The organism is Arthrobacter sp. zg-Y916 (assembly GCF_020907385.1).
Classification (GTDB): domain Bacteria; phylum Actinomycetota; class Actinomycetes; order Actinomycetales; family Micrococcaceae; genus Arthrobacter_B; species Arthrobacter_B caoxuetaonis.
The window spans coordinates 569,878-588,502 of the sequence record NZ_JAJJOD010000001.1 but is presented as its reverse complement, the minus strand read 5'-3'; the positions used below and the strand labels follow the sequence as shown (position 1 = coordinate 588,502).

Genomic DNA, 18,625 nt, shown 5'->3' with positions numbered 1-18,625 from the left:
CCGTGCCCGCGGCACGGTGAGCGGGCACCGGCGGCTAGGGCTGCTTTTTCAGGATGGCGGAGGCGTGCGCTTCAAGGGCCTTGCCCTCTGCGGCTACGTCCCAGCGCCAGTAAAGATCGCCGTTGACCAGCCCGTAGATGCGGGTGGCCGCAGTGTATTCCTTGGAGTTGACGCCGCGCATGACGAGGTCGGTGCTCAGCTGGATCTGCGGACCTTTGATCTGCCCGTAGTACAGTTCAGCGATTCCGCCGGGATGCACGATCGTGGCGGTGATGTCGAAGCCGCCGTCGTCATTGCGCAGCTGTTCCACCTCATCGGCGCTGCGCATCGCGGGAACAATGTCCGCGGGAATCAGGCCCGGGCCGCCGTCGGCGTCGTTCAGGGGGCGGTCCAGGGCCCAGAAGCCCGTTTCCACCGCCAATGGCCGCAGGACCGTGCCTTCCTCGTCCGTCAGCCAGCTCTCCGCTGTGTACTGCAGGTAGGGCAGGCCGTTCTGCGTAAAGGTGACACGCTGCGAAAAGTGCTCAGATTCGGCATCGCCTTCACCGAGCCGGCCTGTTCCTTCCCACACTCCGAGGAGCCAGGAAAGCGGCACCAGTTCAGGTGTCAGGTCAGTGGGGATCTCCATGGGCATGGCCGGACCCTTCCTGTGGTTTTACGGGTGTGGAATTACTTCTGACCCTTGTACAGGCGTGCCACGACGAGGGCTGCGAAGCCGGCCATGGCCAGGCCGGCTACACCCAGGAGAACAATGAAGAAGATTTCGAGAGCAAGAAGCGACATGCCTACATCCTAACCTGCCGGCAGACTGCTTTGTCTCCGTTACGCCGTGCGGCAGGCGGCCTACGGGACCAGCAGGCGACCGGCGAAGTACACGGCCGTGCCCAGCGCCAGCACCGGCGCCATACCGGCTGAGACCAGGCCCAGCAGCCCGGGAGAATCATCCCGGATCAGGGCAAGGCGGCGCACCGCCACAACCACGGCCGCACACAGCGCGCCGATGAAAGCGCCGGCAGCGACGGGAAGTCCCGGCACCAGTGCTGCGGCCGCGGCAGCCGCGAGAGCCCCCGTCAGGACACCCAACGGCGCGGTGATCCGGTCCGGAAGCGGAATCAGGGAAACGGCGCCCGCGACGGCGATCGCTGCGGCGCTGGCGACGATCAGGCCCTGGGAACCCTCGGCACCTGCCAGCCTGTCCGCGGCAACCCATCCCGCTCCCATGCCGGCAACAAGTGCTCCGCTGATCACTCCCAGGGTGGATTCCAGGCGCTGGGCCTGGCCTGTGCCGCGCAGCAGCTGAATCACGAAGACGGCACCCACGCCTACGGCAACGACGCCCGGCATCCAGGTCAGCATGGCAGTGGCCGGGGCAAAGAAGGCTGCGGCAGTGCTGCCGGCCCCGACGAGTGCCAGGACCGCTCCCTGGGTCTTGCGGGCGGGAACCCCCAGCAGGTACGGCCAGCCAAAGCCGGCCAGCGCCGCTGCCGCTCCGGTGACAATGGCGACTGCTTCGGGAGAAACGTAGGATGCTGCCACGATGCCGGTCAGTACAGTGGCGGCCGGCACCGCTATGGTCCAAAGTTTCACCCTAGCCATACTGCCTTATTACGCGGCACTCATAAAAGCTACGGGTTCTCCGCGTGCCGCTGGGTATACTTTCAACCACTCTCTGGCCGCTGGGACCGGGTAGTAAACGTGCCCGATGATGTGCGCCTAACTTTCGGAGGTTCGATGTCGCACATTCTGCTCCTGACCAACAGTGCCGGGTCATCAGTTGAAATCCTGCCTGCCCTGGAACTCCTGAACCACAAGGTCCACATAGTCCCGGCCGAACCGACTGCGCTGCTGGATATCGAGCCGTGCGAAGTTGTACTTGTTGATGCCCGCAAAGACCTGGTCGGGGCGCGGTCGCTAACTCAGCTGCTCAAGGCCACCGGACTCGGCGCACCGCTGATCCTGGTCCTGACCGAAGGCGGCATGGCCGCTGTGGCAGCGAACTGGCTGGCCGACGACGTCGTCCTGGACACCGCCGGTCCGGCCGAGCTGGAAGCCCGGCTGCGCCTGGCCGTCTCCCGGTCCAACGCCGCCGCCGAGGACACGGGCACCGAAATCCATGCCTCCGGCGTCGTCATCGATGAGGCCAGCTACACCGCCCGCGTCAGCGGCACGGCGCTGAACCTCACATATAAGGAGTTCGAACTCCTGAAGTACCTTGCCCAGCATCCGGGCCGGGTCTTCACCCGCGACCAGCTGCTGCACGAAGTCTGGGGGTACGACTACTACGGAGGCACCCGAACCGTCGACGTGCACGTCCGGCGCCTCCGCGCCAAGCTGGGGCCGGACCACGAAAACCTGATCGGCACCGTGCGCAACGTCGGCTACCGGTTCGCACGCTCACGGACAGCTGAGGAGCAGACGGCCACCGCCGGACGCGAGGGCTGATGCGTCTCCCCTGACAGGCCCATGGGGGCTAGTCTTCTTCAATGAGCGAGAATCCCCTGACCACATGGCCTATCCTCACTACCCGAGGCACTCCTGACGAAGGTTCGCTGCGCGGCATCCTGGAGCTTGCCGGCGCTGCCGCCGAGGCTGACGGAAATCCCCCGCTCTCGGAACAGACGCTGGTGGACCTGCGGGCAGCTGACGCGGACCCGGACCATCTGCGTGTCTATTCCACCTTCGCCCATGACGACCACTCCGATCCCTCCACTGCTCAGGAACTCGCCGGCGTCGCCGTCCTCAGCGTTGATCCCGCAGATCCGGACGCCGGTGTCCTGGAACTCGTGGTGCATCCGAACTACCGCAACAAGGGCGTGGGATCGGCACTGGCCCGTGCCGTACGGGAGGACACCGGCCGGGATTACAAGGCCTGGTCCCACGGCAACCATGAGGCAGCCGTCAGGCTGGCCGCCCACTTCGGCTACCGTCCGGTGCGTGAACTGTGGCGGATGCGCCTCACCCGCGATTCCCTCAAGGCGGAGCTGCCCGCCCCGTCCCTGCCCGACGGCGTTGTGCTGCGTTCCTTCGAACCCGGGCGCGACGAAGATGCCTGGCTGAAGGCCAACGCTGCAGCCTTCGCGCACCACCCGGAACAGGGCGCCATGACCCGCGCGGACCTGGCGGCGCGGATGGAAGAGCCGTGGTTTGATCCTGCCGGGTTCCTGCTGGCGGTCCGCGAGGACGACGGCGAACTGCTGGGCTTCCACTGGACAAAGGTCCACCCCCGCATGGGCAGCCATCCGGCAATGGGCGAGGTGTACGTCGTGGGGGTCATCCCCGAAGCGCAGGGCACCGGTCTGGGCAAGGCCCTGACGCTGGCCGGCATCCGGCACCTGCATGATGCCGGGCTGGACGCCGTCATGCTCTACGTCGATGCGGACAACGCCCCCGCGGTTGCGCTCTACCGGAGGCTCGGCTTCGTCCGCTGGGATGTCGACGTGATGTACGCGGCGGAATAGGCGCTGCCGGCTTGTAATGTGGAGGATGAGGTGCGGCACCGGCCTACCGGCGCCCGCAGCCTGCCAGAACTGCCAGGGGAGATAAGACTATGGATTCCGACACCGCAGCCAGCACACGGACCTCCTTCGGGTCAGCCGAAGCCATGCCGGCACCGCGGGCCACACAGGACCGCATCGACATACCGGACTTCGGGCCGGCACTGCTGCCCAGCGGTGAAGTCACCCCGGACCGTTTCCTGGACCGCGAAATCAGCTGGCTGCACTTCAACGCCAGGGTCCTGGAACTGGCTGAGGACCCGGACCTGTACCTGCTGGAGCGGGTCAACTTCCTCTCCATCTTTGCCTCGAACCTGGATGAGTTCTTCATGGTGCGGGTCGCCGGCCTCAAGCGCCGCATCGCGACCGGCCTTGCCGTGCCCTCCGCCGCCGGCCTCAGCCCGGTGGAACAGCTGGAGGAAATCACCGAAGCCGGCTACCGGCTGCAGCAGCGGCATGCGGAGGTCTTTGCCCGGCAGATCCGCCCGGCGCTCGACGACGAGAACATCCACCTCATCAGCTGGAAAGAACTCGACGACGCCTCCAAGGCGCAGCTGCACCGCCAGTTCGCGGCGAAGGTCTTCCCGATCCTGACCCCGCTCGCCGTCGACCCGGCGCACCCGTTCCCCTACATTTCCGGGCTCTCCCTGAACCTGGCCGTGGTGGTCCGCAACCCGGTCAGCGGCAAGGAGTTCTTCGCGCGGGTCAAAGTGCCGGACCAGCTTCCGCGGCTGGTCTCCGTCGACGGGCCCAGGGCGGGAACCGTTGCCGGGCGGACGGCCCGCTTCATTCCGCTCGAGGAAGTCATTGCGGAGCACCTCGACCAGCTCTTCCCCGGCATGGACGTCGTGGAGCACTACACGTTCCGGGTCACCCGCAACGAGGATCTCGAAGTTGAAGAGGACGACGCCGAGAACCTTCTCCAGGCACTGGAGAAGGAACTGCTCCGCCGCCGCTTCGGACCGCCCGTCCGGCTTGAAGTCACTCCGGATATCAATCCGAGCATCCGCCAGCTGCTGGTCCGCGAACTCGGCGTGGAAGAAGACGAGGTCTACACCCTTCCGGCCCCGCTGGACCTGCGCGGGCTCAGCGTCATCAGCCGCATCGACCGGGCGGACCTGCACTATCCCAAGCAGGTTCCGCACACGAGCCTGCACCTGAAGGAGTCGGAAACCTCCAAGCCGGCTGACGTCTTCGCCGCCATGCGCCGCCGGGACATCCTGCTGCACCACCCCTATGACTCCTTCTCCACCTCCGTCCAGGCCTTCCTGGAACAGGCAGCAGCGGATCCCCGCGTGCAGGCCATCAAGCAGACCCTGTACCGCACGTCGGGCGACTCCCCCATTGTCGACGCACTGATCGATGCCGCAGAGTCCGGCAAGCAGGTACTGGCGCTGGTGGAGATCAAGGCCCGCTTCGACGAGCAGGCGAACATTTCCTGGGCCCGCAAGCTCGAACAGGCCGGCGTCCATGTGGTCTACGGAATCGTGGGATTGAAGACCCACTGCAAGCTGTCCCTGGTGGTGCGCCAGGAGGTCGACGGGCTGCGCCGCTACTGCCACATCGGCACCGGCAACTACCACCCGCGCACGGCCCGGTACTACGAGGACCTGGGGCTCCTCACCGCCAACGACAAGGTCGGCGAAGACCTGACCAAGCTGTTCAACCAGCTCTCCGGCTACGCCCCCAAGTCCACCTTCAAGCGCCTGCTCGTGGCACCGCGGTCGGTCCGCTCCGGACTGATCGACCGGATCGAACGCGAAATCGCCAATCAGAAGGCCGGACTGGACGCGCGGGTCATCATCAAGGTCAACTCCATGGTGGACGAGGCAATCATCGATTCCCTCTACCGCGCGTCACAGGCAGGCGTGCGGGTGGACGTGATCGTGCGGGGGATCTGCTCGGTGCGGCCGGGCGTTCCCGGCCTCAGCGAGAACATCACCGTGCGTTCGGTGCTGGGACGTTTCCTGGAGCACTCGCGGGTTTTCGCGTTCGCCAATGCCGGGGACCCGGTGGTCTACATCGGATCTGCGGACATGATGCACCGCAACCTGGACCGCCGTGTGGAGGCCCTGGTCCAGCTGGGGTCCAAGGACGACATCACGGACCTGATTGAACTCATGGACCGCTACCTGGACGCCGGAACAGCCAGCTGGCACCTGGACGCCGACGGCATCTGGACCCGGCACCACAAAGACGGTGAAGGAACCCCGCTCCAGGACGTGCAGTCCTGGCTTCTGGCTTCACGCTCCCGCCAACGTGCGTTGGCCCGCCGCTAATGCCCGGCACGGACAGCCCTGCTTCCCTGCAGGGAACCGGCGGCGGCGCCGAACCGATTCCGGGGCAGGACACGCCCGAAGAGACGGCTGCGCTGCTGCTGGGCCGGAGCAGCGCTTCCCTGGACCTCACCGGGGAGCCGCGCGTGGTTGCCGCTGGTGCGCTGTGCTGGCGGGTGCGTGCCGAAGGGCTGCAGGTGCTGCTGATCCATCGTCCGCGGTACGACGACTGGTCCTGGCCCAAAGGCAAACTCGATGCCGGCGAGACCCTGCCGGAATGCGCTGTCCGGGAAGTGAAGGAGGAAGTGGGGCTGGAAATCCGGCTCGGCATCCCGCTGCCGGAAACCCGCTATCCCGTAGCGTCGGGGATCAAGGCAGTCCATTACTGGGCAGCGCAGGTCGACACCGAGAAGCCCCGCCCGGACCGCAAGGAAGTCGACGGGTTCCGCTGGTCCGCGCCGGAAGAAGCCTCCGCGCTGCTCACAAACCCGACCGACCGGGCCCCGCTGGAAGCACTGGTAGCGGCCTTCGAAGCCGGGGACCTCGCGACGTGGCCGCTGATCATCGTCCGTCATGCCAAGGCAAAACCCCGCTCCTCCTGGGCCAGGGCAGAGGGCGACCGTCCGCTCGCCGCGACGGGGCAGCGCCAGGCCAAGGCAACCGCACGCCTTTTGGTTGCATGGCAGCCGGGCCGGGTGGTGTCCAGCCCATGGCTGCGGTGCGTCCAGACCATGGGTCCCTACGTGAATGCCCGCAAGCCCAAGTTCAAGACCGTGGACGCGCTCACGGAACACAATGCCAAGCGCAAGCCCGGGAAGGCGCGCGGCGCCGTCGACAGCCTCTTTGAAAAAATGCGGCCCGTGGCGCTGTGCACGCACCGCCCGGTCCTGCCCCTGGTATTCGAGGTCCTGGCCTCAACCATGACCGATGCCCTGGCGGACCAACTCCCGGACAAAGACCCGTACCTCGCCCCGGGCGAAATGGTGGTGTGCCAGGTCAGCCGGCGCAATCCGCGCCGTACCGTTTCCGTGGAACGCTACCGCCCGTTTGATGACTAGGGTTTGACGGCCAGGGACCGGCGGCCGGCGGCCGGCGGTGAATGCGTAGCCTATCCTTGGCGAGCTAAGCCTATCCGTCCTTTTATCCGCAGGTCAGCACACATATTGTGGGGCTATGAGCAAATTCACCGAACTCCTTGAAGCCCAGATCGGGAACGAATTCAACGCCTCGCAGCAGTACGTGGCCATGGCCGTCTACTTCGACAGCGAAGACCTCCCGCAGCTGGCACGCCACTTCTATGCACAGTCCGTCGAAGAGCGGAACCACGCCATGATGCTGGTCCAGTACATGCTCGACCGGGACCTGCCCGTCCGGATCCCCGGCATCGCTGCAGTGAAGAACGACTTCTCGGACGTCGTGGAGCCGATTGCACTTGCACTCGCACAGGAAAAGCAGGTCACCTCGCAGATTGAGGCCCTGTTCGCTGCTGCCCGCGCCGAAGGCGATGCCCTCGGTGAGCAGTTCATGCTCTGGTTCCTCAAGGAGCAGGTGGAAGAGGTGGCGTCCATGAGCACGCTGCTGACCGTGGCCCGCCGCGCTGACAATCTCTTCGACCTGGAAAACTTTATGGCCCGCGAGCGCGTGGGCGACGGCGGCGAGGACTCGGGTGCTCCCGAGGCCGCGGGCGGCGCCCTCTAACGAGATGACAGAAACTGCCCGTATGAGCGCTCATACGGGCAGTTTCTGCTATCTCGAGTGGTTGTGCGATTGATCCCCGCCCCCCTTTCCCCTCGAGGGGAAGACCCTTGACGCCCGGAGTTTTGTACCAGAGACTCGGTACAAATATTCGCGGATGAGTTCGGGGGCTCCACATGGCTGCGGCCGCACTATCGGTTATTGGCACCATGGTCTTCTGCGCTGTGGTGGTCGCCTTTATGATGCTCACCGTCCGGCCGAAGCCGGGCACCGACCCCCGGACCATTACTGAAGCGGCGCAGAAGTACGCCCGACGGATCGGGATGGTCGCACTGGGCACCGCGCTGTGGCTTCCCGGAGTGCTGCAGCCGGTGCTGCGGGAAACCGGCGGTGAACTCTGGTGGGACGGACACTACGCGTTCTCCTCCGCAGTGGTGCAGCTGGGCGCACCCACGGTCTTCGCCCTGGCCGTGCTTGCCGCCGGGGAACTCACCTGGCCGCGGCCGCGCGGAACCGTCCGCACCGCCCGCCTGGAACACCGCGGAGTCCGCGCCCTGATCCCCCGGTATATGACGGGCCTGGCCTGTATCTTCCTGGCCTACAACCTGCTCATCCTGGCGACGACGCTGGCCCGTGATCCCGGTTCAGTGCCTGCCCGGCAGCTTCTGGCAGGCTGGGCGCCCTGGCTCCTGCTCACCGTGGCGGCGGTTGCCGGGGTCCTGAAGCTCATCTCGGTCCGGCCTGCTGTTCCGGGCACGGCCCCGGAAGCCGACGCCGCACTGCGGAGGGCTTCAGCCCACCGGGTACTGCGAACTGCGGCCGCTGTGATGCTGCTTCTGGCCTCTTCCGGGGGCATCTTCCTCGGCAACTATCCGGACCCGCCGGGGCTCAGCCCTGCCGCTGACGGCCTGCGGAACCTGTCCCTGCCCCTGTTATTCGCCGGCATCCTGGCACTGTTCAAGCGGGCTCCCCGGGTCCCGCTGCCGGAACCGTCCGCCTTCGCCGGCGCCGTCCCCGCATCCTCGCCGCTGGCGGTGAAGTCACTGGCATCGAGCCTGCGCCTGACCATCGGCGGCACGCTGCTCGCAGGGGTTGCCTGGATCGGGATCTTTGCCCCCAACTGGGAGTACCGGACCGCAGCACCCCTCGCCCTGGCGGCAGCAGCGGGCAGCTTTACCTTCCTTTGTGCGCTGACGGAATACACCTCTGCCCGCCGGATTCGGAAACACTCGCCCGCCGCCGGACCGCTTGACCCTGGGGCCTATGACTTCGTCCGGCCGCCGCGCTGGCTCGGGTGGACCGGAACGGCTGCCGCAGCGCTGGCCCTGGGAACCCTCCTGGGTACCGCGCTGCTTGCGCCGTCCGTGGACCGGGCAGCCCAGGCATTCGCTGAGTCCGCAGCCAACGCGCGTTCCGGGCCCGGGGCCGGCCAGCCCGGCCCCGTCACAGCTCCCGAGCCCTTTTTCGACTGGCGCTTCGCCCTCGCCGCCACCCTGCTGGTCCTGCTGCTGCCGCTGCTGACCTATCTGGTGTCACGGAAGGTGCTGGCCCGGCCGGCTTTGCCGGCAGACCGCGACGTTGACCTCAGGCTGCGCCGGGTCGCCCTGTTCCGGCTGGCGCGCACCAGCACCGCCACGTGCCTCGCGGCCGCGGGACTGGTGTTCTTCGACGTCTCCCTGCACAGTCCGTGGGCCCACACGTACATCCGCGACATAGAAGTCGAACCTCCCCTGACCTGGCTCGCTCCACTGGTCCAGCAGAGCAATGCAGTGGCTTCCCTGCTGCTGCTCGCAGCGATTGTCGTTGCGTGGCGCCAGTTCGGTCCGTCCCATTTCCCGGACGACCCGCGGTACGCCGAGCGGGCAGACCTCTCGCCTGCGCAGCGGGCATGAGCGCACAGATCCAGGTGGATCTGGGCTCCCCCGTACCGCCGTATGAACAGATCCGTGCCCAGGTGAGCACCCTTGTCTCCGCCGGGGCCCTGGCACCGGGCGACCGCCTGCCCACCATCCGCACCCTCGCCTCGGATCTGGGTGTCGCCCCTGGAACCGTCGCGCGGGCGTACAAGGAACTCGAAGCCGAGGGAACGGTCACAGCCCTCCGCCGCCGCGGCACCGTCATTGCACAGCGCGCTGCCCCGCCCGCCGCCGAACCCGGTACCGTTCCCGCTGAAGTGGGCGCCGCCGTCGGGCTCCTCACCGCAGCGGCAGGCCGGCACGGGCTCAGCGACGCCGTTGTGCTCTCGCTCCTGCGCGATGCACTGGCCCACCGCCAGCCCGCTACTACACTGGAGCAGTGACCACCATTCCCACCCCGTACGAAGACCTGCTCCGCGACATCCTGGCGAACGGCACCCGGAAGTCCGACCGGACAGGCACCGGAACCCGCAGCGTCTTCGGCCGCCAGATGCGCTTTGACCTCAGTGAGTCTTTCCCGCTGATCACCACCAAGCGGGTCCACTTCAAGTCCGTGGCCCTGGAGCTGCTGTGGTTCCTGCGCGGAGACTCGAACGTGCGCTGGCTGCAGGAACGCGGCGTCACCATCTGGGACGAATGGGCGGACGACGACGGCGAGCTCGGCCCGGTCTACGGCGTCCAGTGGCGCTCCTGGCCCACTCCGGACGGCGGGCAGATCGACCAGATTCAGAAGCTCATCGAGGGGTTGAAGACCAACCCGGATTCGCGCCGGCATATCGTCACGGCCTGGAACCCGGCTGAAGTCGAGAACATGGCACTGCCTCCCTGCCATGCCATGTTCCAGTTCTACGTTGCCGACGGAAAACTCTCCTGCCAGCTGTACCAGCGCTCGGCGGATACCTTCCTGGGCGTCCCCTTCAACATTGCCTCCTATGCCCTGCTGACGCTGATGGTCGCGCAGCAGGTTGGCCTGGAACCCGGCGAGTTCGTCTGGACCGGAGGCGACGTCCACATCTATGACAATCACATGGACCAGGTAACGCAGCAGCTCACCCGCGCGCCGTTCCCGTATCCTAGACTGCGGCTCAGGCGGAAGCCTGAGAGCATCTTCGACTACGAACTTGATGACTTCGAGGTCCTGGACTACCAGCACCACCCGGGCATCAAGGCACCTATCGCCGTGTGAAAGGGCACCCGCCTTGAACGATCTGAACAAGTTCGCAGATTCCATGCACTACTACCCCGTAGGCGTCGCCGACGCCGACGGCCAGGACCTTGACCAGGCGCTGGCCTCCCGGGGCATGGGCGGCTCCGGCGTCCCCCTGGTGGGCATGATCTGGGCACAGACCACCAACGGAGTCATCGGCAAGGACGGCGGCATGCCGTGGCACCTGCCCGAAGACCTCAAACATTTCAAGGACAGCACGCTGGGGCACCCCGTCGTCATGGGCCGGCGCACCTGGGAGTCCTTCCCCGACGCCTTCCGCCCGCTGCCGGGGCGCACCAACATCGTGATCTCCTCCCGCGAAGGGCTCGCTGCGGAGCTGGAGCCGCTGGGCGCCGTCGTCGTCCCGTCCCTGGAAGCGGCGCTGGAGACAGCGGAGGGAAGCGAAGGCAGCGACAGGATCTGGATTGTCGGCGGATCGCAGGTCTACGGCGAAGCCGAACCCCTGGCGGACATCGCCGTCGTCACCGTCATCAATACCGAAACTGAGGGCGACAGCTACGCTCCCCGGCTTGGGTCGGAGTGGACGTTCACCGGCGTTAGCCCCGCACAGGGCTGGTACACCTCCGGCAACGGACTTCAGTACCGGTTCGCACTGTGGACCCGGAACCGGAACGTAACCGATCAGGACGGCCGCGAGCCGCTGGCCTAGACTGAAACCATGACAACAGCAGCTTCCTCTGTTCCCACCGCGGGCTTCGTCGGCTGGCGGGGCATGGTCGGTTCCGTCCTCATGCAGCGCATGCAGGACGAGGGCGACTTCGACCTGATCAACCCCGTCTTCTTCTCCACGTCGAACGCCGGCGGCTCCGCTCCGGATTTCGCCCAGGGTGCGGGCACCCTGGAAGACGCGTATGACATCGAGACCCTGGCCAAGCTGCCCATTATTGTCACCGCGCAGGGCGGGGACTACACCTCCGAGGTCTACCCCAAGCTGCGCGACGCCGGCTGGGACGGCCTGTGGATCGATGCCGCTTCCACCCTGCGCATGGACGAGAGCGCCATTATCGTGCTGGACCCGGTCAACCGCGACGTCATCGACGCCGGCCTGGCCAGGGGCGTGAAGAATTTCGTTGGCGGCAACTGCACCGTCTCCTGCATGCTGATGGGCCTGGGCGGGCTGTTCCGCAACGGTCTCGTTGAGTGGGGCACGTCCATGACCTACCAGGCAGCGTCCGGCGGCGGTGCCCGCCATATGCGCGAGCTGCTGAACCAGTTCGGTTCCCTGAACTCCGCTGTCGCAGCGAACCTCGCTGATCCGGCGTCGGCCATCCTCGAAATCGACCGCGCGGTCCTGGCCCAGCAGAAGGATCCTTCCATGGATTCTTCGCAGTTCGGCGTTCCGCTGGCCGGTTCGGTCATCCCCTGGATCGACGCGGACCTGGGCAACGGGCAGTCCAAGGAAGAGTGGAAGGGCGGCGCGGAGACCAACAAGATCCTCGGCCGCAACACCGCCGGCGCCGCTCGGATCCCGTTCGACGGGCTGTGCGTGCGGATCGGTGCCATGCGCTCGCATTCCCAGGCGCTCACGCTGAAGCTGACCGAAGACCTGTCCGTCGCCGAGATCGAGCGGATCATCGACGCCGACAATGAATGGGCCAAGGTAGTTCCGAACACCAAGGAAGCCACCATGGAACAGCTCACCCCGGTGGCTGTGACCGGCACACTGGACATTCCCGTCGGCCGGATCCGGAAGCTGGAAATGGGCCCTGAGTACATCAGCGCCTTCACCATCGGCGACCAGCTCCTCTGGGGAGCAGCCGAGCCGCTGCGCCGCATGCTGCGGATCGCCACCGGCAACCTCTAGGTTCTCCTGCCCTTCTCGCCGAGAGGCCAGTTACGGCTCTTTTGAGGTCTCAAAAGAGCCGTAACTGGCCTCTCGGTGGTTAAGCGGGGGCTAGAGCGCACAGTTGATGAGCAGCGGCTCCGGGTGAAGGCGGATGCCAAACGCCTGTTCGACGCCGTCCGCGACCGCGCGGGCCACGGCCAGCAGGTCTTCGGCTGAGGCAGAGCCGCGGTTCGTGACGGCCAGTGTGTGTTTGGAGGACAGGGCAGCCCGCCCGCCGGCAAGCTCAGCCCCCGGAGTGCCGGGCAGACCGAAGCCCTTTCCAAATCCGGCATGCTCGATCAGCCAGGCAGCGCTGAGCTTGACCATGCCCGGCTCGGCCACGGGGTAGCGGGGGGCGCCGGCGGGGAGCCGGTCAGCGTCCGGAGCAGGCAGGATCGGATTGGTGAAGAAGGAACCGGTGCTGTAGGTATCAGCGTCCGCGGCGTCCAGGACCATCCCCTTCCCGGCACGCAGGCGCAGCACTTCCCGCCGGACATCCGCGGCGTTGGCAGTATCTCCCACTTCAACGCCCAGGGCGCGTGCCAGCTCGGCGTAGCGGATGGGCGCACTGGTGGATCCTCGGGTCAGGGAGAACTGAACGCTCAGCACAACATAGCGGGGCGAGCCGTTCACGGTTGTGCGCTTGAGCAGGGAATCGCGGTAGCCGAACTCGAGTTCACCTGCTCCGAAATGGCGTTCCGTCCGGGTCTGACGGTCCCAGGCACGCACTGAAGCGATGCTGTGCGAGACGTCGGCTCCGTACGCGCCCACGTTCTGCACCGGCGTCGCACCGGCCAGTCCGGGGATGCCGGACAGGGCTTCCAGACCGGCGTATCCCTGGGCGATGGTGAAGGCGACCAGCTCGTCCCAAGGATGGCCGGCCTGCGCCTCGACGAGCGCGGTATTGCCTTTGCCCTCCAGGATCTCGACGCCGCGGTTCCCCACGTGCACGACGGCGCCGTCGAACCCTGCATCAGAGATCAGCAGGTTCGAGCCGCCGCCCACCAGGAGCAGGGGTTCACCGGCTTCATCCGCGGACCGGACCATCGAAATCAGTTCGTCAGCAGTTTCGGCATTGAGGTAACGCCTGGCCGGTCCGCCGACCCGGGAAGTCGTCAGTGATGCAAGCTGTATCGAGGTCAGGGCACTCACCAGACCCGCACCACCGCCTGGGCTTTGACCAGGACCTTCTGGCCGTTAAACGTCACGGAAAGGTCCACACGGGCCGTTGAGTTGTCCGGGTCGATGGCACCGATGGTTCCAACGACGTCAACGACGGCGCCGGGCGCATCGTCGAGGTCTTCGACCGTCACCGGGCGGGTGAACCGCGCCTGGTAGTCAATGACGGCCCCGGGGTCCCCGATCCAGTCCGAAACAAGCTGGACGGCTGCTCCCATCGTGAACATTCCGTGCGCGATGACGCCGGGCAGGTCCACGGAGCGTGCAAAGCGTTCGTTCCAGTGAATGGGGTTGAAGTCGCCGGAAGCGCCGGCGTAGCGGACCAGGTCCGCGCGGCTGATCTCAATAGTGGTGCGGCCAATCTCCTGGCCGGTCTCGAGTTCACTCAGTGCAATGGACATGGTTACTGGCCCTCTCCCCGCACGAGGATGGATGAAACCGTGGTGGCGACTTTCTCGCCTTCCACGGTGGAGATCTCGGCACGTGTGGTGACCAGGGCACCGTCGCCCATGGCACGGACGGTGTCCACGTGCAGTTCAGCCAGGAGCTCGTCCCCCGCCACGATTGGCCGGTGGTGGGTAAAACGCTGGTCTGCGTGCACTACCCGGGAGAAATCAATCCCCGCGTCGGGATCGCCGATCAGCTGCGCGTCGGCGCGCTGCGCCACGATGATCGCTAACGTCGGAGGGGCGACCAGATCTGAGTAGCCGAGCTTCTGTGCTGCAGCGACTTCGAAGTGGGCGGGATTGCTGGCCTTCACAGCCCGGGCGAACTCGCGGATCTTCTCGCGTCCCACCTGGTAGGACTCGCTGGCGGGGTATCTCCGGCCAGCCAGCTCGGGGTTGATGCTCATTTGGTTCCCTTCATCCGGCGTCGGGCGTCGCGGGCTCGCACCACCATACCGCTCAGGTGCACACTCATGCCCACCACGATGACCGGCAGTGCCAGGTACATGATGATCTGCTGATTGGTGACCGCACCGAGCAGGACCATCAGGATTCCTGCGCCGGTGACGGAAAGAGCGATGACAACCAGGCGGCGGTACAGCGGAGATCCGGTTTCCCAGGGGGTGTTAAGCATGGCTTCAGAATACAGTCGGGGTGCTGGCAGTGCCGAAACGGCCGGCCGCCCGGCAGGCGGCGGTACAGCTCAGAAAAGCGGTTCCTGCAGCGCCGGAAGGGCGCTTGAATAGGCGCCCAGTTCAAGGCGCTGTCCCTTCAGGGCGGTGAGGTCGGCAAGGAAGGAAAGGCCGACGTCGTCAGTTGCCGCGAGTGCGGTGCTCCCGAGCATGCCGCGGAGGACCAGGCCATGCTCGCCCGCGCCAAGTGGAAGCGGATACAGACCGGCGCCGGGGTTCTGCAGCACGGCGTCGAAGGCCTCCGGCCGTGTCCAGGCCTCCTTCACAACGTCGAAGCCCTGCTGTTCGCGGTCCAGCAAGAGAGTCCTGGCATCATCAGCGTGGCCTGCATTGATGGATTCCAGGACAGTGTCCGGCAGCGCTGCGGCCAGGGAAGCGCACTTGTGGCCGGAGCGCACAGCCTGAGGCAGCCCCAGGCCTGAGGAAACAGCGTCTTCCAGGATGCGGACCTGCAATCCGTTGGCCGCCCGTGCCACGTACTGGGCTGCCAGCGCACCCTGCTCCGTGAGCCGGAGGGTTTTGCGCTGGTCTGCTGCGGTTCCCACCTTGGTGGTTCCGTCTGCGAACGTCGCGATATAGAGCCACTGCGGGCGTGCAAGGAAGCTGCGCAGGCCTGCCGGCAGGTCCCCGCCGCGGTGGCTGTTGTGGACCAGCCGTCCTTCGTCCGCGAAAAAGCAGCGCCGGCACTGGTATCCGCGCTCGGCTGCAGCCTGGTCGGGGCAGGCACGCGGTTTCCGGCCTTCTTCGTGGACCAGCTCATAGCCCAGGCAGTAGCGCGGCGCTTCGGAACGGATGCGGAAGCGCAGTTCCGCTCCGTGCCCCAGCCGCAGGGCTGCCGGCTGTCCGGCGGGATCGGACAGCCGGAGGAAGGCACCATCACGGTCCCAGCCTGTGCCACCGCACAGGAACGAAGAATTGGTCATACGGCAGCGGCCTCCAGAGGCAAAACGGGTTCCCTTTCACGCTAGCGCACCCGCCGTGGGCCCGGGTGCGGGTACGCCCTGGACAGCACTCCGCCCCGGATACCCGAGGGCATCCGGGGCGGAGCGAAGGGCGACGCTAGGCGTGCTGGCCTGCGTGCTGTCCCTCTGAGATCTCCTCGACGACCTTGTCGTTGAAGGCCGGGAGGTCGTCCGGGGTGCGGCTGGTGACCAGTCCCTGATCGACGACGACTTCCTCGTCGGACCAGTTGGCGCCTGCGTTGCGCAGGTCCACTTCCAGGGTATGGAAGGAGGTCAGGTCCCGTCCCTTGACGACGCCTGCGTCGATCAGCAGCCACGGACCGTGGCAGATGGCAGCCACCGGCTTGCCTGCTGCGAAGAAGTCCCGGGCGAACCGGCGGGCATCTTCGTTCACGCGCAGGTAGTCGGCATTGATCACACCGCCGGGCAGGACCAGTGCGTCGAAGTCGGCTGCGCTGGCATCTGCCACGTCCAGGTCGACCGTAAAGGTGTCTGCCTTGTCGGCGCCGTTGAATCCCTGGATGCTGCCGCTGGAGGGTGAGACCAGGACGGGCTGTCCGCCGGCGTCCTTCACGGCTTCCCAGGGACTGGTGAGTTCAATCTGCTCCACGCCGTCCGTGAGCAGGAATGCGACCTTCTTGCCGGAAATATCATGTGCTGACATTTTGCCTCCGTTCGTGGGTCAGGCGGTCCGTTCTGAACCGCCGCTGACCCCTACCCTAGGAAAAGAGGCAATACTAAGCAAGCTGACTTTCTTCCTAGAGGCCTCCGGCGACGGCGGCCGCGGCCCGCAGCCAGGCACGCTGCGTGGCCGGGCGCAGGGAGGCGTAACGAATCTGTCCCTTTACCAGGGCAGGGTCGTACGGGATGGTCACCGCGGCACGGGCCAGGACGCTGAAGGCCTCCGCGACTTTCCGCGCCTGCGCGTCAGTGCCGTTGCGGTCCGCCTGGGAAACAACGACGACGGCGCCCCGGGCGAGTTCCGCGTACCGTCCCCCGCGTTCGGAAAGCGCTTCGAGCAGGAGCGCACCGGCCTCGGCATGTTCTTCCACAGTGGTGGTGGCAATGACCAGCTGGTCAGTGTGGTGGATCATCCGCAGCCACCGCTCGGCACTTTCATCGTTGCCGGAGTCGACGATGCTGAGCCGGAAATACTTCGAGGCCACGGCATGCAGGGAATCGAAGTCATCCTTCGTTACCTTCTGGGCTGAGGCCAGGACATTGGGGTTCGAGCGGAGGACGTCGTACTTGTCGTCAGTCTGGTGGTGCACGAACCGCGCCAGCATGGCCGACTGCGCCTTGGGAGAAAGCAGCAGCCCGGTCTCGGGCAGCAGGTCCATCACCGTTGAGTCGTGCTGGGCCTGTTCGGTACGCCAGCCAAGGGTTCCGCGGGTCTCGTTGTTGTCCCACGCCAAAACCGGCCCGCCGCCGTTGCGCGCGAAGAGTGCAGCGAGCATCACCGTGGTGGGCGTCTTGTTGGCCCCACCCTTGCCGTTTACTACGGAGATGGTCCGCGGCCCCGGCCAGTGCTGGCTGACCATCCGGATGTCACGGCGTTCAGAGAGCTCCTTGGCTGACGGGGCAACACGAAGCCCCATGGACGCGAGGAAGCCGCGGAAACCCCGTGTCGCCGGAATCTTTGCGGTCGAAGTGTCCAGGAAGGTCGCCCTGCGGAAGTCATGCGGTTCCCCGCGGACGGCCGCACGGGATTTCTCCCGCAGGTCAACGGGCATCTCTGCGGGATCCTCCGGGAGGTAGTCCTCTCCTGCCTGAACCGGGCCCTCCGCCAGGGGAAGCTCATCGGAATTCGTGGGCGGCTCGGCCGGGGGCTCGGGCACTGCAGCCGGGAAGGGCGACGCCGGCAGGTCCGTATGCAATGGAATCCTGGAAATCCCCGTAGTCCGCGGATTCGGATCCTCCCACCGCTGGACCGGCAGGCTTTCGGACGGTCCGTCCGCTGGTTTTGCTTCCTCGGCGGCCCGGCCTGTGCCGTCCGCTGGCTGGTCCAGCAGCTCGGGTTCGTCATCGCGCAGCTGGACGCCTTCGTACTGGCCTGCCGCAATATCTCCGTGGCCTGCATCGGAAGGAGCATAGGCCGGCTCCGGAAGGAGGGCAGGTTCGGCGACGGGGGCCTGATCCGCAAACTGGGCGGCATCCGGCGCGAAAGAAGGCTCCGAAGCGAAGGAAGACTCCGGGAGCACGGAAGGTTCAGGCAGATACGCGGGCTCCGGCTCAGGCACGGGCTCGTACGCTTGGGCGTACGCCTGGGCGGGCTCCGGCTCAGGCACGGGCTCGTACGCTTGGGCGTACGCCTGGGCGGGCTCCGGCTCAGGCACGGGCTCGTACGCCTGGGCGGGCTCCGGCTCAGGCACGGACCCGGGACTGAAACCGGGTTCCACCGGAACGCTTGCAACAGCCAGTGCCCCGGGGGCGTTCTGGACCCGGCTGCGCCGGCCCGAGACGGGCTGCGGGCTTTCCGCTGCACGTCCCTGCTCCCCTGTGGTCCCCTGGTCCGCAGCGGGAAGCTCCTGGGGTGAGGCATCCGCGTCCGCGCCGGTGGCCGGCGTTTCTACGACGTAGGCTGCCCGGCGTGCTTCGGCAGCCCTGCGTCCGCGCCGCGTCGGCCAGGCTTCCGGCTGCTCCGGATCAGGAAGGTTTTCAGTCATCGGGTCTGCATCTTTCGTTCCGCGTTCGGTGCGATTGATTCCGTGCGATTTATTCCGTGTTATTCCGTGTTGTTCCGTGCGGTTGGTTCCGCACGGTTGATCGGGACAGCCTGCTCTCCCCTGCGATCCTACAAGCCGTCCCGCGCCGTCGTTGCTCGTTCCGGGGCAGGTGGGGTAGCGTGTCCCGCGCCCGCCGGACCACCGTCCAGGCAGGACCGGCACCAACCCGGACAACAAAAGGACCCC

19 protein-coding genes are annotated in these 18,625 nt (G+C 66.4%); 10 read left to right on the top strand and 9 right to left on the bottom strand.

Features of this window, described 5'->3' with window-relative positions:
• Nucleotides 1-34: 34 nt before the first annotated feature.
• Both LOC59_RS02845 and LOC59_RS02840 read right to left on the bottom strand, forming a co-directional pair.
• Nucleotides 35-634, bottom strand: a complete 600-nt coding sequence (locus LOC59_RS02845) for an FABP family protein (protein WP_227894241.1) — start codon at nucleotides 632-634, stop codon at nucleotides 35-37.
• Nucleotides 635-843: 209 nt separating this feature from the next.
• On the bottom strand, nucleotides 844-1,596 hold the full coding sequence (locus LOC59_RS02840) for a hypothetical protein (protein ID WP_227894240.1): 753 nt from the start codon (nucleotides 1,594-1,596) through the stop codon (nucleotides 844-846).
• Between the two features lie 135 nt (nucleotides 1,597-1,731).
• On the opposite strand from LOC59_RS02840, the gene LOC59_RS02835 reads away from it, so the two are divergent.
• The 10 genes from LOC59_RS02835 (at nucleotide 1,732) to asd (ending at nucleotide 12,413) form a co-directional block, all read left to right on the top strand.
• Nucleotides 1,732-2,442: a winged helix-turn-helix transcriptional regulator gene (locus tag LOC59_RS02835; RefSeq protein WP_227894239.1), complete on the top strand. Its 711-nt coding sequence runs from the start codon at nucleotides 1,732-1,734 to the stop codon at nucleotides 2,440-2,442.
• 41 nt (nucleotides 2,443-2,483) lie between these two features.
• The gene (gene mshD, locus LOC59_RS02830) at nucleotides 2,484-3,458 is read left to right on the top strand and encodes a mycothiol synthase (RefSeq protein WP_229970535.1); all 975 of its coding nucleotides are present in this window, start codon (nucleotides 2,484-2,486) and stop codon (nucleotides 3,456-3,458) included.
• A gap of 89 nt (nucleotides 3,459-3,547) precedes the next feature.
• Nucleotides 3,548-5,773: an RNA degradosome polyphosphate kinase gene (locus LOC59_RS02825; protein ID WP_227894237.1), complete on the top strand. Its 2,226-nt coding sequence runs from the start codon at nucleotides 3,548-3,550 to the stop codon at nucleotides 5,771-5,773.
• The gene (locus LOC59_RS02820; protein ID WP_227915522.1) at nucleotides 5,773-6,828 is read left to right on the top strand and encodes an NUDIX hydrolase; all 1,056 of its coding nucleotides are present in this window, start codon (nucleotides 5,773-5,775) and stop codon (nucleotides 6,826-6,828) included. Before LOC59_RS02825 ends, LOC59_RS02820 begins: the two co-directional genes overlap by 1 nt.
• Before the next feature lie 115 nt (nucleotides 6,829-6,943).
• Entirely contained in the window at nucleotides 6,944-7,468 is a 525-nt protein-coding gene (locus LOC59_RS02815) for a ferritin (RefSeq protein ID WP_227894235.1), read from the top strand.
• 173 nt (nucleotides 7,469-7,641) lie between these two features.
• Nucleotides 7,642-9,357, top strand: coding sequence for a hypothetical protein (locus LOC59_RS02810; RefSeq protein WP_227894234.1), 1,716 nt, complete (start codon nucleotides 7,642-7,644; stop codon nucleotides 9,355-9,357).
• The gene (locus tag LOC59_RS02805) at nucleotides 9,354-9,764 is read left to right on the top strand and encodes a GntR family transcriptional regulator (protein WP_227894233.1); all 411 of its coding nucleotides are present in this window, start codon (nucleotides 9,354-9,356) and stop codon (nucleotides 9,762-9,764) included. The genes LOC59_RS02810 and LOC59_RS02805 overlap by 4 nt, the downstream gene beginning before the upstream one ends.
• Nucleotides 9,761-10,567, top strand: a complete 807-nt coding sequence (locus LOC59_RS02800) for a thymidylate synthase (RefSeq protein ID WP_227894232.1) — start codon at nucleotides 9,761-9,763, stop codon at nucleotides 10,565-10,567. Before LOC59_RS02805 ends, LOC59_RS02800 begins: the two co-directional genes overlap by 4 nt.
• Before the next feature lie 13 nt (nucleotides 10,568-10,580).
• The gene (locus LOC59_RS02795) at nucleotides 10,581-11,258 is read left to right on the top strand and encodes a dihydrofolate reductase (RefSeq protein ID WP_227894231.1); all 678 of its coding nucleotides are present in this window, start codon (nucleotides 10,581-10,583) and stop codon (nucleotides 11,256-11,258) included.
• A 9-nt stretch (nucleotides 11,259-11,267) separates the two neighbouring features.
• Nucleotides 11,268-12,413, top strand: a complete 1,146-nt coding sequence (gene asd, locus LOC59_RS02790) for an aspartate-semialdehyde dehydrogenase (RefSeq protein WP_227894230.1) — start codon at nucleotides 11,268-11,270, stop codon at nucleotides 12,411-12,413.
• 90 nt (nucleotides 12,414-12,503) lie between these two features.
• On the opposite strand, the gene LOC59_RS02785 is transcribed toward asd, so the two are convergent.
• The 7 genes from LOC59_RS02785 to LOC59_RS02755 form a co-directional block, all read right to left on the bottom strand.
• On the bottom strand, nucleotides 12,504-13,577 hold the full coding sequence (locus LOC59_RS02785; protein WP_229970860.1) for a UDP-N-acetylmuramate dehydrogenase: 1,074 nt from the start codon (nucleotides 13,575-13,577) through the stop codon (nucleotides 12,504-12,506).
• A 5-nt stretch (nucleotides 13,578-13,582) separates the two neighbouring features.
• Nucleotides 13,583-14,014, bottom strand: a complete 432-nt coding sequence (locus tag LOC59_RS02780; protein WP_229970533.1) for a MaoC family dehydratase — start codon at nucleotides 14,012-14,014, stop codon at nucleotides 13,583-13,585.
• A gap of 2 nt (nucleotides 14,015-14,016) precedes the next feature.
• Nucleotides 14,017-14,466 carry an FAS1-like dehydratase domain-containing protein gene (locus LOC59_RS02775; RefSeq protein ID WP_227894228.1) on the bottom strand — a complete coding sequence of 150 codons (450 nt, stop codon included), beginning with the start codon at nucleotides 14,464-14,466 and terminating at the stop codon, nucleotides 14,017-14,019.
• Complete coding sequence (locus LOC59_RS02770) at nucleotides 14,463-14,693, bottom strand: hypothetical protein (protein ID WP_227894227.1); 231 nt, start codon at nucleotides 14,691-14,693, stop codon at nucleotides 14,463-14,465. Before LOC59_RS02770 ends, LOC59_RS02775 begins: the two co-directional genes overlap by 4 nt.
• Before the next feature lie 69 nt (nucleotides 14,694-14,762).
• Nucleotides 14,763-15,674 carry a DUF2797 domain-containing protein gene (locus tag LOC59_RS02765; RefSeq protein WP_229970532.1) on the bottom strand — a complete coding sequence of 304 codons (912 nt, stop codon included), beginning with the start codon at nucleotides 15,672-15,674 and terminating at the stop codon, nucleotides 14,763-14,765.
• Between the two features lie 136 nt (nucleotides 15,675-15,810).
• The gene (locus LOC59_RS02760; protein ID WP_227894225.1) at nucleotides 15,811-16,377 is read right to left on the bottom strand and encodes a type 1 glutamine amidotransferase domain-containing protein; all 567 of its coding nucleotides are present in this window, start codon (nucleotides 16,375-16,377) and stop codon (nucleotides 15,811-15,813) included.
• Between the two features lie 94 nt (nucleotides 16,378-16,471).
• Entirely contained in the window at nucleotides 16,472-18,379 is a 1,908-nt protein-coding gene (locus LOC59_RS02755; protein WP_229970531.1) for a hypothetical protein, read from the bottom strand.
• Nucleotides 18,380-18,625: the final 246 nt, after the last annotated feature.

Bases quoted from the DNA above. Each gene is read 5' to 3' on its own strand.
- LOC59_RS02775 (WP_227894228.1), bottom strand. From the start codon at position 14,466: ATGAGCATCAACCCCGAGCTGGCTGGCCGGAGATACCCCGCCAGCGAG.
- asd (WP_227894230.1), top strand. From the start codon at position 11,268: ATGACAACAGCAGCTTCCTCTGTTCCCACCGCGGGCTTCGTCGGCTGG.
- LOC59_RS02780 (WP_229970533.1), bottom strand. From the start codon at position 14,014: ATGTCCATTGCACTGAGTGAACTCGAGACCGGCCAGGAGATTGGCCGC.
- mshD (WP_229970535.1), top strand. From the start codon at position 2,484: ATGAGCGAGAATCCCCTGACCACATGGCCTATCCTCACTACCCGAGGC.
- LOC59_RS02770 (WP_227894227.1), bottom strand. From the start codon at position 14,693: ATGCTTAACACCCCCTGGGAAACCGGATCTCCGCTGTACCGCCGCCTG.
- LOC59_RS02840 (WP_227894240.1), bottom strand. From the start codon at position 1,596: ATGGCTAGGGTGAAACTTTGGACCATAGCGGTGCCGGCCGCCACTGTA.
- LOC59_RS02755 (WP_229970531.1), bottom strand. From the start codon at position 18,379: ATGACTGAAAACCTTCCTGATCCGGAGCAGCCGGAAGCCTGGCCGACG.
- LOC59_RS02765 (WP_229970532.1), bottom strand. From the start codon at position 15,674: ATGACCAATTCTTCGTTCCTGTGCGGTGGCACAGGCTGGGACCGTGAT.
- LOC59_RS02820 (WP_227915522.1), top strand. From the start codon at position 5,773: ATGCCCGGCACGGACAGCCCTGCTTCCCTGCAGGGAACCGGCGGCGGC.
- LOC59_RS02805 (WP_227894233.1), top strand. From the start codon at position 9,354: ATGAGCGCACAGATCCAGGTGGATCTGGGCTCCCCCGTACCGCCGTAT.
- LOC59_RS02815 (WP_227894235.1), top strand. From the start codon at position 6,944: ATGAGCAAATTCACCGAACTCCTTGAAGCCCAGATCGGGAACGAATTC.
- LOC59_RS02845 (WP_227894241.1), bottom strand. From the start codon at position 634: ATGCCCATGGAGATCCCCACTGACCTGACACCTGAACTGGTGCCGCTT.
- LOC59_RS02810 (WP_227894234.1), top strand. From the start codon at position 7,642: ATGGCTGCGGCCGCACTATCGGTTATTGGCACCATGGTCTTCTGCGCT.
- LOC59_RS02825 (WP_227894237.1), top strand. From the start codon at position 3,548: ATGGATTCCGACACCGCAGCCAGCACACGGACCTCCTTCGGGTCAGCC.
- LOC59_RS02835 (WP_227894239.1), top strand. From the start codon at position 1,732: ATGTCGCACATTCTGCTCCTGACCAACAGTGCCGGGTCATCAGTTGAA.
- LOC59_RS02760 (WP_227894225.1), bottom strand. From the start codon at position 16,377: ATGTCAGCACATGATATTTCCGGCAAGAAGGTCGCATTCCTGCTCACG.